This is a genomic window from Pseudoalteromonas sp. SWYJZ98 (assembly GCF_015864495.1).
In the GTDB taxonomy this organism is placed as follows: Bacteria; Pseudomonadota; Gammaproteobacteria; order Enterobacterales; family Alteromonadaceae; genus Pseudoalteromonas; species Pseudoalteromonas distincta.
In genome coordinates, this window is sequence record NZ_JADYXA010000006.1 from 35376 (window position 1) to 50545 (window position 15170).

General features: G+C 41.9%; 11 protein-coding genes. 3 read left to right on the plus strand and 8 right to left on the minus strand.

Annotated elements, in window-relative coordinates:
* Window positions 1–23: 23 nt before the first annotated feature.
* The 3 genes from I6F10_RS06520 to pepA all read right to left on the minus strand — a co-directional run bounded on the left by I6F10_RS06520 (window position 24) and on the right by pepA (window position 5040).
* The gene (locus I6F10_RS06520) at window positions 24–2879 is read right to left on the minus strand and encodes a valine--tRNA ligase (RefSeq protein WP_197098645.1); all 2856 of its coding nucleotides are present in this window, start codon (window positions 2877–2879) and stop codon (window positions 24–26) included.
* A gap of 53 nt (window positions 2880–2932) precedes the next feature.
* On the minus strand, window positions 2933–3379 hold the full coding sequence (locus I6F10_RS06525) for a DNA polymerase III subunit chi (RefSeq protein WP_002962020.1): 447 nt from the start codon (window positions 3377–3379) through the stop codon (window positions 2933–2935).
* Between the two features lie 149 nt (window positions 3380–3528).
* Complete coding sequence (gene pepA, locus I6F10_RS06530) at window positions 3529–5040, minus strand: leucyl aminopeptidase (protein ID WP_039490278.1); 1512 nt, start codon at window positions 5038–5040, stop codon at window positions 3529–3531.
* A gap of 309 nt (window positions 5041–5349) precedes the next feature.
* Here pepA and lptF point away from each other — a divergent pair, with 309 nt between their 5' ends.
* Together lptF and lptG are read left to right on the plus strand one after the other, a co-directional pair.
* Complete coding sequence (gene lptF, locus I6F10_RS06535) at window positions 5350–6462, plus strand: LPS export ABC transporter permease LptF (RefSeq protein WP_138489600.1); 1113 nt, start codon at window positions 5350–5352, stop codon at window positions 6460–6462.
* Complete coding sequence (gene lptG / locus I6F10_RS06540; protein ID WP_024603537.1) at window positions 6459–7526, plus strand: LPS export ABC transporter permease LptG; 1068 nt, start codon at window positions 6459–6461, stop codon at window positions 7524–7526. Before lptF ends, lptG begins: the two co-directional genes overlap by 4 nt.
* Before the next feature lie 80 nt (window positions 7527–7606).
* Here lptG and I6F10_RS06545 read toward each other — a convergent pair whose 3' ends face one another.
* The 3 genes from I6F10_RS06545 to I6F10_RS06555 all read right to left on the minus strand — a co-directional run bounded on the left by I6F10_RS06545 (window position 7607) and on the right by I6F10_RS06555 (window position 10427).
* Window positions 7607–8107 (minus strand): RDD family protein, encoded by a 501-nt coding sequence (locus I6F10_RS06545; protein WP_165743304.1) that lies wholly within the window; start codon window positions 8105–8107, stop codon window positions 7607–7609.
* A gap of 170 nt (window positions 8108–8277) precedes the next feature.
* Complete coding sequence (locus tag I6F10_RS06550; RefSeq protein WP_197098646.1) at window positions 8278–9042, minus strand: DUF6515 family protein; 765 nt, start codon at window positions 9040–9042, stop codon at window positions 8278–8280.
* A 245-nt stretch (window positions 9043–9287) separates the two neighbouring features.
* Window positions 9288–10427: an alkene reductase gene (locus I6F10_RS06555; protein ID WP_165743301.1), complete on the minus strand. Its 1140-nt coding sequence runs from the start codon at window positions 10425–10427 to the stop codon at window positions 9288–9290.
* An 80-nt stretch (window positions 10428–10507) separates the two neighbouring features.
* Between I6F10_RS06555 and I6F10_RS06560 the strand changes: the two genes are divergently transcribed.
* The gene (locus I6F10_RS06560; protein WP_197098647.1) at window positions 10508–11425 is read left to right on the plus strand and encodes a LysR family transcriptional regulator; all 918 of its coding nucleotides are present in this window, start codon (window positions 10508–10510) and stop codon (window positions 11423–11425) included.
* On the opposite strand, the gene I6F10_RS06565 is transcribed toward I6F10_RS06560, so the two are convergent.
* Window positions 11420–12487 carry a cytochrome-c peroxidase gene (locus I6F10_RS06565; RefSeq protein ID WP_024605820.1) on the minus strand — a complete coding sequence of 356 codons (1068 nt, stop codon included), beginning with the start codon at window positions 12485–12487 and terminating at the stop codon, window positions 11420–11422. The genes I6F10_RS06560 and I6F10_RS06565 overlap by 6 nt on opposite strands.
* Window positions 12480–15158 carry a TonB-dependent receptor plug domain-containing protein gene (locus I6F10_RS06570; RefSeq protein WP_197098648.1) on the minus strand — a complete coding sequence of 893 codons (2679 nt, stop codon included), beginning with the start codon at window positions 15156–15158 and terminating at the stop codon, window positions 12480–12482. The genes I6F10_RS06565 and I6F10_RS06570 overlap by 8 nt, the downstream gene beginning before the upstream one ends.
* Window positions 15159–15170: the final 12 nt, after the last annotated feature.

Sequence of the window (15170 nt, forward strand, 5' to 3'; positions counted from 1 at the left end):
GTTAATAGGCATAATAACTAAAATTATAAGCTTTCTATTTTAGTTTTTTGCTCAAGTAGCTTAGTTTTAGCATCACTAAATTCAGCCAGTTTTGCATTTTCTTTAGCAAGTACAGCTTCAGGTGCGTTGTTTACAAACTTTTCGTTAGCGAGTTTGTTTTGCACTTGTGCTAGGCCTTTTTCTGCTTTTTCGAGTTGCTTATTAATACGCGAAAGCTCGGCTTCTACATCAATTAAGCCCGCCATTGGGATCATGATCTCAAGGTTGCCAACATAAGACGTTGCACATGCAGGTGCGTCGTCTTTGTTTTCAAGCATTGTAAACTCTTCAATTTTTGCAAGTGATGCTAAAAATGATTTGTTTTCTTCAATGCGGCGCACGTCGTCGCTTGATGCATTAGCAAGTAATACGCTAAGCGGTTTACTTGGGCTAATATCCATTTCACCACGAATATTACGAATAGCTAAAATGAATTGTTTAACCCACTCTAAGTCGTCCATCGCTTTAGCATCAACGCTTGCTTCATTATATACAGGGAACGGCTGAACCATAATGCTGGTGTTTGCTGTTTCAAGGCCTGCAAGCGGTGCAACACGTTGCCAAATAGTTTCAGTGATGTACGGCATCATTGGGTGCATTAAACGCAGTAAGCTTTCAAGTACGGTAATAAGTGTATTACGTGTACCACGTTGTTGCGCTTCATTACCTTTAAATAATACCGGCTTAGTTAGCTCTAAGTACCAATCACAGAACTGGTTCCATGTGAATTCGTAAAGCGTGTTAGCAGCTAAGTCAAAGCGGTAGTTATCAAGGTGCTCAGTGTATGTTTTAACTGTTGACTCAAATTGACCTAAAATCCAGCGGTCAGCTAATGAAAGCTCTTTTTGTGCATCGTTTGCAAAACCACAGTCTTGCTCTTCTGTATTCATTAATACGTAACGGCTCGCGTTCCATAATTTATTACAGAAGTTACGGTAACCTTCAAGGCGGTTCATGTCCCAGTTAATATCACGACCGGTAGATGCCATTGCAGCAAGTGTAAAGCGAAGGGCGTCGGTGCCGTGTGCCTCAATACCGCCTGCAAATACTTTACGCGTATCTTTTTCGATTTTAGCGGCAAGTTTTGGCTGCATCATGTTACCAGTACGTTTTTGTACTAGGTCTTCAAGTTCAATGCCGTCAATCATGTCTAGTGGGTCAAGTACGTTACCTTTTGACTTAGACATTTTATCGCCATTATCGTCACGTATTAAACCCGTTACATACACGGTTTTAAACGGAACTTGTGGTTTGCCATTTTCGTCTTTTACAAAGTGCAGCGTCATCATAATCATGCGCGCAACCCAGAAGAAAATAATATCAAAACCAGTTACCAGCACGTCAGACGGGTGGAAGGTTTTTAAATCATCGGTATTTTCTGGCCAACCTTGTGTAGAGAAAGTCCAAAGCGCTGATGAGAACCACGTATCAAGTACGTCTTCGTCTTGGCTTAGCGTTACGTTATCTGCAATGTTGTTTTCACGGCGAACTTCGGCTTCGTCGCGACCAACAAATACATTGCCTTCACTGTCGTACCAAGCTGGAATGCGGTGACCCCACCAAAGCTGGCGTGAAATACACCAATCTTGTACGTCGTTCATCCACGAGAAGTACATGTTTTCGTATTGCTTAGGTACAAATTGAATATCGCCGTTTTTAACAGCGTCTTTTGCAGGTTCAGCAAGTGGTGCAACACGTACATACCATTGGTCGGTAAGTAGTGGCTCAATTACCACACCAGAGCGGTCGCCGTAAGGAACCGTTAAACCATGGTCTTCAATTTTTTCAAGTAAACCTAGTTCTTCAAATTCTGCCACAATTGCTTTACGCGCTGCAAAACGATCAAGGCCGTGCAAGCGCACAGGAATTGGTGCATCAAACTCAAGCTCTTTACCGTCAAAGGTGTATGTTTCACCTTGGGTAAGAATAGCGGCGTCTTTATCGAAAATGTTGATCATAGGCATTTGATGACGCTTGCCCACTTCGTTATCGTTAAAGTCGTGCGCTGGGGTTATTTTTACACAGCCCGTGCCTTTATCTTTATCGGCGTGTTCGTCAGCAACAATTTTAATACGACGATTAACGATGGGTAATAAAATCTCTTTACCGATTAAATCTGTGTAGCGTTCGTCATCAGGATTTACTGCAACACCTGAGTCACCCAACATGGTTTCAGGACGTGTTGTTGCTACTACTATGTAGTCTTTTCCGTCTTGTGTTGTAACGCCATCAGCCAGTGGGTAACGTAAGTTCCACATGTGGCCTTGCTTGTCTTTGTTTTCAACTTCAAGATCAGAAATAGCCGTGTGTAATTTTGGATCCCAGTTTACTAGGCGCTTGCCTCGGTAAATTAGGTTTTCTTTATGAAGGCGTACAAACACTTCTTTAACAGCTTCAGATAAACCATCATCCATGGTAAAGCGTTCACGATCCCAATCAACCGATGCGCCAAGGCGACGAAGTTGCTTAGTGATAGTGCCGCCAGATTCTTTTTTCCATTCCCAGATTTTATTAATAAAATCTTCGCGGCCTAAATCGTGGCGTGTTTTGCCTTCCTCGGCATGCAGTTTACGCTCAACCAACATTTGCGTTGCAATACCTGCGTGGTCAGTACCTACTTGCCATAATGTGTTGTTACCTTGCATACGTTTAAAACGCGTTAGGGTATCCATTATTGTATCTTGGAAGGCGTGGCCCATGTGTAAGCTACCAGTGACATTTGGCGGCGGGATCATAATTGAATATGGTACGCCTTGGCCAGATGGCTTAAAGTAGCCTTTTTGTTCCCAGTCTTGATATAGCGACTGTTCAATATCTTGCGGATTGTAGGTTTTATCCATTACACAGAACCTTAAATAAGTACTTAAATTAGTTGGTTAGTTTGCCTGATTGGCTAGCTATTAATATCTTGCGTGGTGAGATTGGCACCGAGTTGGCGTAGCTTTTTAAAACGCTCGCGGGCTGCTTGCTTAGCAGCTGGTTCTACGGGTACAAAATCAAAAACTTGGTTAAACCGACGAATGTAATCCGGTAACTGAGTAGCCAAGTTAATTAAAACTTTACGATTGCCAACAGGTGGCGTAATACCAATTTCTACAGGTGCGCCGCCTTTAGGGCCTTCACCTTGTAAATTATGTGGCACAAAACTATCTGGATCGAATGCCCAAATTATTTCATCAATGGCACAGGCTGCTTCGTTATCGTTAACACAAATAAACACACGCTGCCCATTTCGATACTGATCGGCTGCAATTTGAGCTGCCAATGCAAAATGATCGTCAGCCTTCGCTTTAGACTCATCTTGTTGCTTTAGAACGAAAAATTTAGCGTTCATGTTCATTGTATCGGGGTTTCCCATGACATTGAATGTATACCAAATTGATATACACAAATTAAGAGGCAGATTTTGCCATATAACGGGGTTTGCTTCAATTAATACACAAATAAATAAGGCGCCAAATGGCGCCTTATAAATAGCTAAATAGATTATTAATCGTGCGTAGCTTCGCTTACACCCGCTCGGTTTAATAAATACTGAGTAAGCATAGGAACAGGACGGCCCGTTGCGCCTTTTTTAGCGCCACTGCGCCACGCTGTACCGGCAACATCTAAATGTGCCCAATTATACTTTTTAGTAAATTTAGATAAGAAACATGCCGCAGTAATAGTACCCGCAGAGCGTCCACCTAAGTTCGTAAAGTCAGCAAATGGGCTTTCTAGTTGATCTTGGTAGTCATCCCATAACGGTAACTGCCATGCACGGTCGCCACTTTGCTCAGACGCTTTTAATAAATCGTGTGCAAGTGGGTTATGGTTTGATAGTAAACCAGTAGCATGCGCGCCAAGGGCTACAATACACGCGCCAGTTAGCGTTGCTACGTCAATAACCGTATCTGGATTAAAGCGTTCAACATATGTTAGTGCGTCACATAATACTAAGCGGCCTTCAGCGTCGGTGTTTAACACTTCAACTGTTTGCCCTGACATTGTTGTTAAAATATCACCTGGGCGATACGCATTTGAGCCAGGCATGTTTTCACAACCCGCTAAAACACCAATAACGTTAATCGGCAATTGCATTTGTGCAAGTGCACGCATTGCGCCAATAACGCCTGCTGCTCCGCCCATGTCGTATTTCATTTCGTCCATGCCTTCGCCTGGTTTTAATGAAATACCGCCTGAATCAAACGTTAGACCTTTACCAACAAGTACAATAGGGGCTTGGTCATCAGCGGCGCCTTTGTAGTTAATAATCGACATAATCGATTCGTTATCACTACCTCGGCCAACAGCTAGGTAAGAATTCATACCAAGTTCTGCCATTTGCTTTTCGCCAATAAGATCAACAGTGATGTTGTCAAAATCAGTTGCCAGCTCTTGTGCTTGTTCACCTAAGTACACAGGGTTACAAATATTTGGTGGCATATTAGCTACGTCTTTACATAGCTTACTACCTGCTGCAATGGCTAAACCATGCTCAATAGCGCTTTCGCCAATAGTTAGTTCGCGTCGTGTTGGTACGTTAAACACCATTTTGCGAAGTGGACGACGAGGGTCTACTTTTTTACTTTTCAGTTGGTTAAACGTATATAGGCAGTCTTGCGTAGTCTCAACTGCCTGACGTACTTTCCAGTAGGTGTCGCGACCTTTAACGTGTTGCTCTGTTAAAAAGCAGACTGCTTCCATAGAGCCCGTTTCGTTTAAGGTATTTATAGTTTTAGAAATGATTTGTTTATATTGCTTATCATCAAGCTCACGCTCTTTACCACAACCAACAAGCAATATGCGCTCGCTTAATACATTAGGTACATGATGCAATAATAAAACTTGGCCTGGCTTACCTTCTAAATCGCCACGGCGAAGTAAATTAGAGATATAACCATCACTAATTTTATCGAGTTGTTCACCAATGGGGGATAACCTACGTGGCTCGTAAACGCCAACCACAATACATGCGCTGCGCTGTTTTTCTGGGCTACCACTTTTTACGTTAAATTCCATTGTTACTCCTGGTTTTGAGTCGTTTAAGTTACTAAGTTGGGGCTAAAAAAGTATTTTCTAGTCTTATCTACGTAACTTATGTAAGGATAATTCTTATTTTAGCTGATTTTGCTAGACTCTTACTGTGTAATTGAACTTTATATGCTTAAGGGCTACTAATGCAACATTATATCGTGCACTTAGGTAGGATAATTAATTTTGATGGCTTATAATAATAGCCTATTTGCCGGTATTAATTGGGTAAAATAGCTATTTAACTATTCAATTCTCACTATCGTAGTGAAATTCCATGTTTAACAGGGGCGAGCATTGCTAATTTTCCGTTATTTGACCGCTGAGGTTTTAAAATCGCAGGTCGCCGTATTTTTAACTTTGATGACAATATTTTTGTCACAAAAGTTAGTTGGTATTTTAGGTGATGCCTCTGAGGGCAGCATTCCTGCTAAATTAGTGCTATCGATGATTGCACTAAAACTTCCACAACTAGCCTCGCTAATACTTCCGCTGAGTATATTTTTAGGCATTATTTTAGCCTACAGCCGTATTTACGCCGATAGCGAAATGACCGTACTTAAAGCCTGTGGCGTAAGTGAATGGTATGTTGTGCGCGTAACCCTTATATCAAGTGTAGGGCTTGCTATATTAGCCGCAGCACTGACTATGTATATAGCGCCGTGGGCAAGCGAGCAAGAGTATCAATTAAAAGAGCAAGCCAAAGCCGATGCGGGGCTATCTGCACTCAGAGCTGGGCGGTTCCAAGAAACCGGTAACGAAAAAGCCGTGGTGTTTATTCATAATATTGAAAAGGGTGGCAAAGAGCTCAATAAGGTATTTGTTGCACAGTTACCCGATAGCGAAAAAGGCAACTTAGCGCGCTTAGTATATGCAGAGCAAGGTGTTGTGGTTGAAGCCGTAAATGGTGAGCAACAGCTCGTACTAACAGACGGTAAACGTTACGAAACAGATGGCGCAACGCCTGCACTTAACTTAACAGAATTTGATGGTTACAGCGTACAAATACGAGAACAAGAAATAGAGCACCAACGCCGTAAATTAGAGGCTGTGCCTACTAATCAATTACTCGCCATTAATACACCAGAATCTATTGCTCAATGGCAGTGGCGACTCGCTATTCCGTTATCAATTCCGCTACTTACTTTACTGGCAGTACCGCTAAGTGTGGTTAATCCTCGCCAGGGTAAATTTGCAAAACTAGTGCCTGCTATAAGCTTGTACTTAGGCTATTTTATTTTACTAAATGCCGCTAAATTTGCAGTTGAAGATGGCAAAATTCCGCCTTCAATTGGCTTGTGGTGGATTCATCTAAGTGCCTTGTTTATAGGTGGATTATTAATTATAAAAGGGCGACCGTTGGGCGCTTGGCTTAAAGCCGTTGTAACTAAGCGGGAGTTAGGCTCATGATGAAAACACTTGATTGGTATTTAGGGCGCAGTATTTTACAAACTACCGGCTTTGCATTGTTGGTACTTGTTGGTATTAGCACCTTAATTAAGTTTATCGACCAGCTAAAGTCGGTAGGGCGTGGTAGTTACGATTTAATGACCGCAATGCTTTACACTTTGTATACAATACCTGGTGATCTTGTTGTGTTTTTCCCTATGGCTGCGCTAATTGGTGGCTTAACGGGGTTGGGGGCACTTGCCTCAAACAGTGAGCTGGTAGTGATGCAAGCGGCTGGTATGTCGCGCTTACAAATAATTGGCTCTGTGATGAAAACGGCCATATTTATGGCTGTATGCATGATGGCACTTGGCGAATGGGGTGCACCTGAAGCGCAATTACACGCCAAAGAAATGCGTAACCAAGCAATACATGGCGGCGATGTATTTAACACACAAAAAGGTGTATGGGCTAAAGACGGCAGCAATTTTATTAATATTGAAGATGTTGACGAAAACGGCAGGCTCAATGGGGTACACATGTACCACTTTGACAAATCGTTAGAGCTTACCCAAATCACTAAAGCAAAAGATGCACTGAGCCGAAAAGAAGGCTGGCTACTTCGTGATGTAAATAAGGTTATTATTACGAGCGAAAAAACCACAACAGAGCAACTACCAGAAGAGTTTTACCCTTCACAATTGACTGCTGAAAAGTTAGGGGTTGTTTCGGTAAAACCAGAGTCACTTTCATTTACTGGGCTTTGGTCGTATTTAACTTATTTAGAGCAAAACGAACAAGACACCAGTACCTACGAGCTTGCTCTGTGGCGTAAGCTTATGCAGCCTGTATCTGTAGCGGTAATGCTGCTGGTGGCGCTCTCGTTTATATTTGGCCCGCTGCGTACCGTTACTATGGGCGCACGTATTATTATGGGTGTTGTAACGGGGATCGTGTTTCACTTAACTAATGAAATATTTGGCCCTGTAGTTATGGTTTACCAAATACCTGCCATTATAGGGGCGGTATTACCCAGTATTATATTTATAGGCTTTGCGACATATTTGATGAATAAACGGGTATAGAGTACCTATTCAAAGCATTAAAAAGGGTGACCAGTGGTCACCCTTTTTGCTTTTTAATTACCAGTTTTGGAAAGCAGGTATTAATCAAGCTCACTATAAATACGCCTGTTCTCTTCTTTAGTAAGTGTAATAACTTCTGTTTTAGAGATGTAATCTTGTAGTGCCTTTTTGTTTTTAAAATCGACTAACACCACCAAATTACCTAAACCGAGTAAAGCGCTAACGCTGCGGATAATTGATTGCGGCCAGCTAATTAAATTACCTTCAAGAGTTTGTACTTTTAAACGCCATGCACGCATGCCAATGGTTTGCCCGCTTTTAGTCCAAAAGTAGCCAAAAAATACTAAGCTAACAATAATTAAAAGAGCGGTACGAATACCCGAAAGAAGATTTGAATTTTGAATAAATGCAGATACATCCTCTGCGCCATTTAAACTAATTACATCGAGAGAAATAAGCCCCTGTACTGCAAATAAATACAGCACTACAGTTAACATCGCAAACGCAATAATGGCTAACGTATCGTAGACCAACGACGCAAAACGGCGCCAAAAACCAGCACGTGGAAACTCACCCGACATAAATACACTCTCACTATTAATATGCGAGCTAGTTTAACAAAAAAGCTTACAAATACTAAGACATGTTAATGTTTAGAGAGAATTGATTTTATTGCTGTAAATTACTACCTACGGAGGGGAATGAAAAAGACCCTACTATTTACAGTAAGGCCTTTTAATTTATAGCGAGTTTAACCTAGCTTAATGGCAAGGTATTTTATGTCGTCACCACTTATTTGCGGTAAAAAATAAATATCGCCGTATTTAAAATACTGCTGTGAGTTAATGATTACGGCCTGTGCAGCCTGAGGCAGTGAGTCGTAAGTTTGGCCCAAGCTATAGTCATTCACATTACCCACTTTTACTGCCTGATTAAGGCGAGTTGATGGCTCATCAACAACCGTATAACCATCATTATCCGCAATGTAGTACACATTTTGATAAGTGTAGTAAGTCGTATTATGGTGTTTAAAATGCCTGTAATTTCTTGGTAGCGTATTTATACGCAGGCCTCTAGGTGGTTTAACAACATGGTAGCCTCTTTTAGCTTTACGGTAATAAAGGCCGTCGTTAAACGTAAACGAAATACCATTAAATCTGATTGATGCGCTATTGCGTGGTAAATGGTTTATAAATCGATTTTGTCTGTAAGCGACTGAATTGTGATGGCTTGTTAAGTAGTTATATTTTCGCTGGTTGTAGCGGTGTAGTTCACGCTTTTCCTGTTTGTACTTAGCAAGTTTACGTTTTTCTTGCTTACGGTCTTCTCGTTTTTCTTTTTTATGTTCAATACGCTGCTTTTTTTCATGGCGGCGTTCATCGCGTTTATATTCAACACGTTTGTCGTGGTCACGTTTAAAGCTTTTATCATTCTCTCGCTCGTTTTGTGCTCCAAGCGCAGAGCCTGATACTGTGCCAATGGCGAGCAGGGCAGGTAGTAAAAAAGTAAGTTTCATAGTATTGCCTCGTTTATGTTTTTACATAACTGGGTTCAATACTAGCGGCTCAAACTGAATGTTAACTGACATACAACAGCAAACGGAGTTATGCTTACAGCTTTTTACATTTTACTGACGGTTCTTGACATAATCTCTAGTTTTTGACGATTTTAGGAACGTTTTAATATATCAAAATGATTAGTCGTGTCACAAAAAATGGATATGAAATTAGTAATTAAGCCTTCCTTGGCTTTGCAGGTTAATTACTTTTGATAAAAAGGATAATCGCTATAACCTACTTCGGTGCCGCCATACATAGTGGCTGCATCGGCCTCGTTAAACGTCCAATTATTTGCTATACGCTCTGGTAAATCAGGGTTAGCTATAAATGGGCGACCAAATGCAAATAAATCACCGTAACCTTCACCTAAAATACGTACCGCTTTTTCTACTGTGTATTTACCTGCATAAATAATGCGACCTGAAAATTCAGCTCGTACTGCTTTATAAAATTCTAGTGGTAAATCGGGAGCGTTATCCCAATCAGCTTCAGCAATCGATAAGTAAGCAATACCCGCTTGCTCAAGTAATTTAACGGCTTGGATATAAGTGTGATGAGGGTTTGATTCAACAAGCCCTAAATACACTCGTGTTTCATCTGTGCTTTCAAATAAAGGAGCAAAGCGAACACCTAAACGGTTTGCGCCTACAACGTCACTTACCGCTTCAACTATTTCTTTTAAAAATCGCAGGCGATTACTAAGCGTTCCACCGTATTGATCGTCACGGTTATTAGTATGCTCAGAAATAAACTGATTAACTAAATACCCGTTAGCACAATGAAGCTCCACACCATCAAAGCCAGCTTCTAGAGCATTGCGTGCAGCTTGCGCATACATGTTTACTAGCTCGCCAACCTCAGTAGTACTTAATGCTCGGGGCTCACTTGGGTCAGCCAATACGCCTTCACCAGGTGCGGTTTCAATAAATACTTTTACGTTTTCAGCAATAATATCTGAAGGGCCAACCGGTTTACCTGAATTTGGTTGTAGCGTGGTGTGCGATACGCGCCCTACATGCCAAAGCTGAGCAAAAATAACACCGCCTTTAGCGTGTACTGCTTGTGTTACTTTTTTCCAGCCTTCAATTTGTGCTTGCGAGTGAATACCTGGGGTCCAAGCGTAACCTTGCCCACGAGGCTCTATTTGTGTGCCTTCGGTAACCATAAAACCAGCCGATGCACGCTGCGAGTAATACTCAGCCATTAATTTATTAGGAATATTGCCAGGCTGAGTGCTGCGAGAGCGAGTAAGAGGAGGCATCACAATACGGTTTTTAAGTGTAAAAGGGCCAAGCTCAATTGATGAGAATAAAGGAGCGGTATTAACTAATTCTGATTTCATTTTAAATTCTCTTATAAAGCAAACAAAGGCTTAAATAGTGGTTAAGCAACATTGGCAGCATAGAGATTTAAAGATACAATTTGAAACAATACTTTTTTGTGCAGCATACAATTATGAATGGTATCAGTCGGCTCGATATAAAACAGTTAAGAGTACTCAGTAGCTTATTAGAACTGCAAAATCTTTCACAAGTAGCCAAAAAAATGGGGTTAACGCAACAAGCTATTAGTGAGCAACTACGAAAACTACGAGACTTATTTGACGATCGCTTGTTTATTCGCCAAGGCAATAACATGGTTGCTACTCCTAAAGCGCAAGGGCTCAAGGCACCTATTAATAATATTTTAAAGCAATTAGAGTCGTTACTAGAGCCCGAGCAGTTTAGCCCGCAAACTTATAAAGGTGTGTTTACCATAAGCGCAACCGACTACGCCACGCAGGCCTTATTGCCGCAATTATTTAATATTACTCGCCGCGAAGCGCCAGGTTTAAAGCTGATTGTGCGCGACTTTGCATCAGATAACGTTAATCAACTTATAACGGCAGGCGAGCTTGATTTGCTGATAAGCTTTCCAGAATTTATACCCGACAACCTTTCTTATATCACTTTGTTTGAAGAACAGCATTTGTGTATTACCGGTATAGGTAACACTACTTACACTGAACCTTTGAGTTTGGCGCAATTTGCAAAGTATCCACAGCTAGTGGTGTCGCCATCTCGTGCAAATTTGCGCGGATCGCACGATCAGTGGTTTGAAAGCCAAGGGCTAAAACGTAATATTGTTATGTCGGTACCAAGTTTTTCTGCGGTGCCCGACATTTTACATACAACCGATATGCTCGCGTTTTACCCATCAAGATTATTACCAAACAGCAAAGTTAAACAGCTAAAAATAGAAGCTCTGCCCCCTACATTTAAAGTAATAGCCGCATGGCACCCGCGTACTAATAACAGCCCTATTCATAAATGGTTGATAGAGCAATTACAAAACTTATAAAATCCGTAAAAATGCAACAAGATCTAAACGCTCTTGCTTGGTGAGTTTTAATGGTTTTAACAGTTTCGTCGTTTTAGGAAAGTGTGGATCGTTTAATTGGCTTTTCCTAGGCTTAGGTCTTGCTCCACCATGGTTGTACATGTTTACTATGCCTAGTAGGTCATCAAAAAGCCCATTGTGCATCCAAGGAAATGTTTCAGTTAAACCAAGTAGAGAAGGGGTTCTAAATAACCCTATATCACTTGGATTATTTGTAAAATTAAACCGGCCTTTATCTTCAAAACTACGGCCGTAGTAATGAAGGCCAGTGCCATGAAATTGGTTGTCACTTAATAGTGCGCCATTGTGGCAAGTCATACATTTTGCTTTGGTTCTAAATAAATGTAATCCGTTTAATTCATTATCGGATAAACGTCTCAGCGCTTTTTTTGGATTACTCTGAACCTCATTAATAAATGATTTAAAGCGAGTATTAGGTGCAATGAGTGTTCGCTCAAATGCAACGAGGGCTTCTGCCATTTGTGCCATAGAGAGCGTATTTGAATTAAAAGCACTTTTATTAAATGCCGTATAGCTTTTATCTTTATTGACCCGCATTAAAGCTTTTTGTGGATCTAAGTCCATTTCAATTGGGTTGCTAATGGGCATAAGTGCTTGTTGCTCAGCTGTTTTAGCGCGACCATCCCAAAAAAAACTTTGCCACTGATCTATACCAAAAATTGCAGGGGTATTGCGTGTGCCTATTTTCCCATCAATACCCACTGCGGTTGTGCGGCCATCATGAAAGCCTTTGTCGCGCTCATGGCAGGTTGCGCAGCTAACGGTATTATTACGCGAGAGCTGCACATCATGAAAGAGCTTGTCACCTAAAGCAACATGCTCAGGTTTTGGCGAGGCTACAGGCAAAAGCGACATGGGCTCAACGCTTCTGCCATCACTGGTTTGAATAGCAGGCCAGTGTGCTTGGCCTTTGCTATACAGTGAGCGTAAATCGTGGCTACTTGTTGGTGTGGCGTTTAAGCTAAATGAGCACAGAAAAAAAATGCTTAATAACCTAATCATAGTTATAGCTAACTCCTAGCCAAAACATACGCCCAGGCTCAATACCAGATGCGCCTTCGTTTACTGTGTAAGTACGTGCATTCAACAAGTTAGAAATATCTGCTCTTATTTCAACTGACTGGGTTTTTGTTAGGTTGTGGCTATAGCGCAGGCTAAGGCCTAGCATGGTTCTGGCACGAATTTCTTGTTCTTCGTATACATCAACAAGTGTTGATTCTGCAGGACAATTTGCACAGCTCTGTTCAAGGCCTATGCTTTCGCTTGCGCCGGTACTCACTGCGCTGGTGTAGCTATCACTGAAGGTTACGTTAAGCCCTGTGCTTAATGAATTGCTCCAATCAACATTCCAACCTAGCGCACCGGTAATCGGAGTGCCAAAGTTTGTACGAATTTGATCAAGTTGTCCAAGCGTTACAAGCTCGCCGCTGCCACTTGCATTTTCGTAGTAAACGAGTTCGTCAAGGGGGGTATTTTCAGCAGTGGCATTGTAGTCGTCGTTAGAGACTTTGTTTTCAGCGTATGAGGCGTTAGCCCATAATGAATGGCTACCAAACTGCGCGCTCCACGAAATAGAATAGCGCTCTGAGCTACCATCACCTTCGTTGGTCATACGAATATATTTATAGCCATCGCTACCTGCTTCTTCATCGGTAACCTGAGAAAATTGCTGATGCTTTTTACGTTTGACATATTTAAGCGATACATTACCTGCTTTTTCAAATGAATGTGCAATACCTAATGCGAGTTCGTCATCGTACGGGGTGTTTACATCATCAAAGCGGTACTTAAACGCGCCAGTATAGTTAGAAGGTAGCCACCCTTGCAGGTAACCGTTTTCAATTGGGCGGTATTCTCGATATGAAAAACGCTGCTGTTCTTTGACTTTATAACCAATAATGGCAGAGTCGTAATAGCGGTTAACGCCTGCACTAATAATAGTGCGGTTGTCGTTAAATACGTCGTAACCCAGCGATATACGTGGCGCGATATTATGATTTGCTAAAAAGTCATCATATTCGTAGCGCATACCTAAGTTTAGGTTTAGCTGCCCTAATGTGATGCTATCGGTTACATAAAACGAGGCACGATTAAGTGTTACGTTAATGTATTCGGCAGGGGTGACTAAACGGCCATTAAAATACTGCGCTGTAGCGGTTACATTATTTGTATAGGCAGTAATGTGCGATTGATTATTAAAATCAATTTCGCCACCAAGTTGTGCTGCTAACTCATCAATAGAAATAGTGGTTTGAAGTGCTTGGCAATCAAGTGTGTAACCGCTGCAATTAAGTGGCGTACTCGCGCTAGACCATATAATAGGGGAGTCGTAGCTGTAGCTATTTTGTATGCGTTCGCGTTCTACTTCTTGGCGAATAAGTTCAATACCGGCTTTAATGCGGTGCTCAGTGCCTGCAAACTCCAGCGTTTTAAAATCAAGGGTGTTTTTCCAGCTGGTGGTGTATTGGGTATTATCTAGGGCGCCATATCCCCCTTGGCGAGAGTAACGAGTTTGCGCATCGCCTTGGTCGGCGTATTGCCCCCAATCTTTCCCTTTGGCTTGTAGCCAGCTATAAAAGTGAGCTGGGCCTTCTCGGCTGCTGTCACTCATACTAAAATTAAGATTACTGTGCCACGATGCAAAGTCAAAATGCTCGGTTAATGCCGCAACGGCGCCAATAGCACCGCCTTCTAAATGAAAGTCACTGTCTTTGGCATCCGTTATAAAGTTATCAACTTCGTATGGGGAGTACATTAGTGTTAAATCTAGTGCATCTACCCAGCCATTTCGGTAGCCATACTTCACAATCGCATTTATGTTTGTTCTGCTTTGGGTTTTTACTTCCCCTAGCGATAAATCGCTGATGTCGCTGGTTAAGTAATTAACGCTCATCATTAATCCATGGCGCTCATTAATTTGTTTATTAGCACGCAGGTTATAGCTAATTTTTTCGTATTTAGGCTCTTCAAGAGTACTTTGGTCAACATTTTGCTGTGAACTGTCTTGATCAGCCTCAATAAAATGATAACTCCCCCAGCTACTTTGATTCCCCCGCACGCCAAAACTAAAGCTGTTGTTTGCAAATACGCTTTTGGTTTTACTATCAACAATACCACCCGAAAAACCACCAAATTCAGCCGGTATGTTATGGTCGTAAACTGTGATTGATTCAACTATATCGGAGTTCACGTTCATACTTTGTACGCCACCCGACACATCGTCTGATGAAGAGCTTAATCGGCTGCTGCTTGCTGGGTCTATACGGTTATTGTAATTTAACCCATCTAACGAAAACCCTGTTTGCCAAGGCTGCGCCCCTGAGATTGATATTTCTGGCGCGCTGATCTCAGCTAAGCTACCAATAGAGTACGCTTCGTTACTTAGCTGCACGCCAGGGAGCAATGCAATTAGCTCATTTATATCGCCATTGCCTTTAGGTGTGGCGTTTATAAAATCACGGTTTAAATAAGAACGCCCAATAACTTCGGGTACTTCTATGCCTATGTACTGGCCTTTTACTTCAATATGCTCAAGTGCTTCACAGCGCTCTTTTTGCTCATCTTTAAGTTCGTTGCATGGCTGTGGCTTTGGTTCGGTCTGCTGTTGCTGCTCTGCGGCGTATACACCCTGAGAAAGCAAAAGCAGACACGCGAGGGTAGTCGGTGTCTGCATTTATTACGGCTC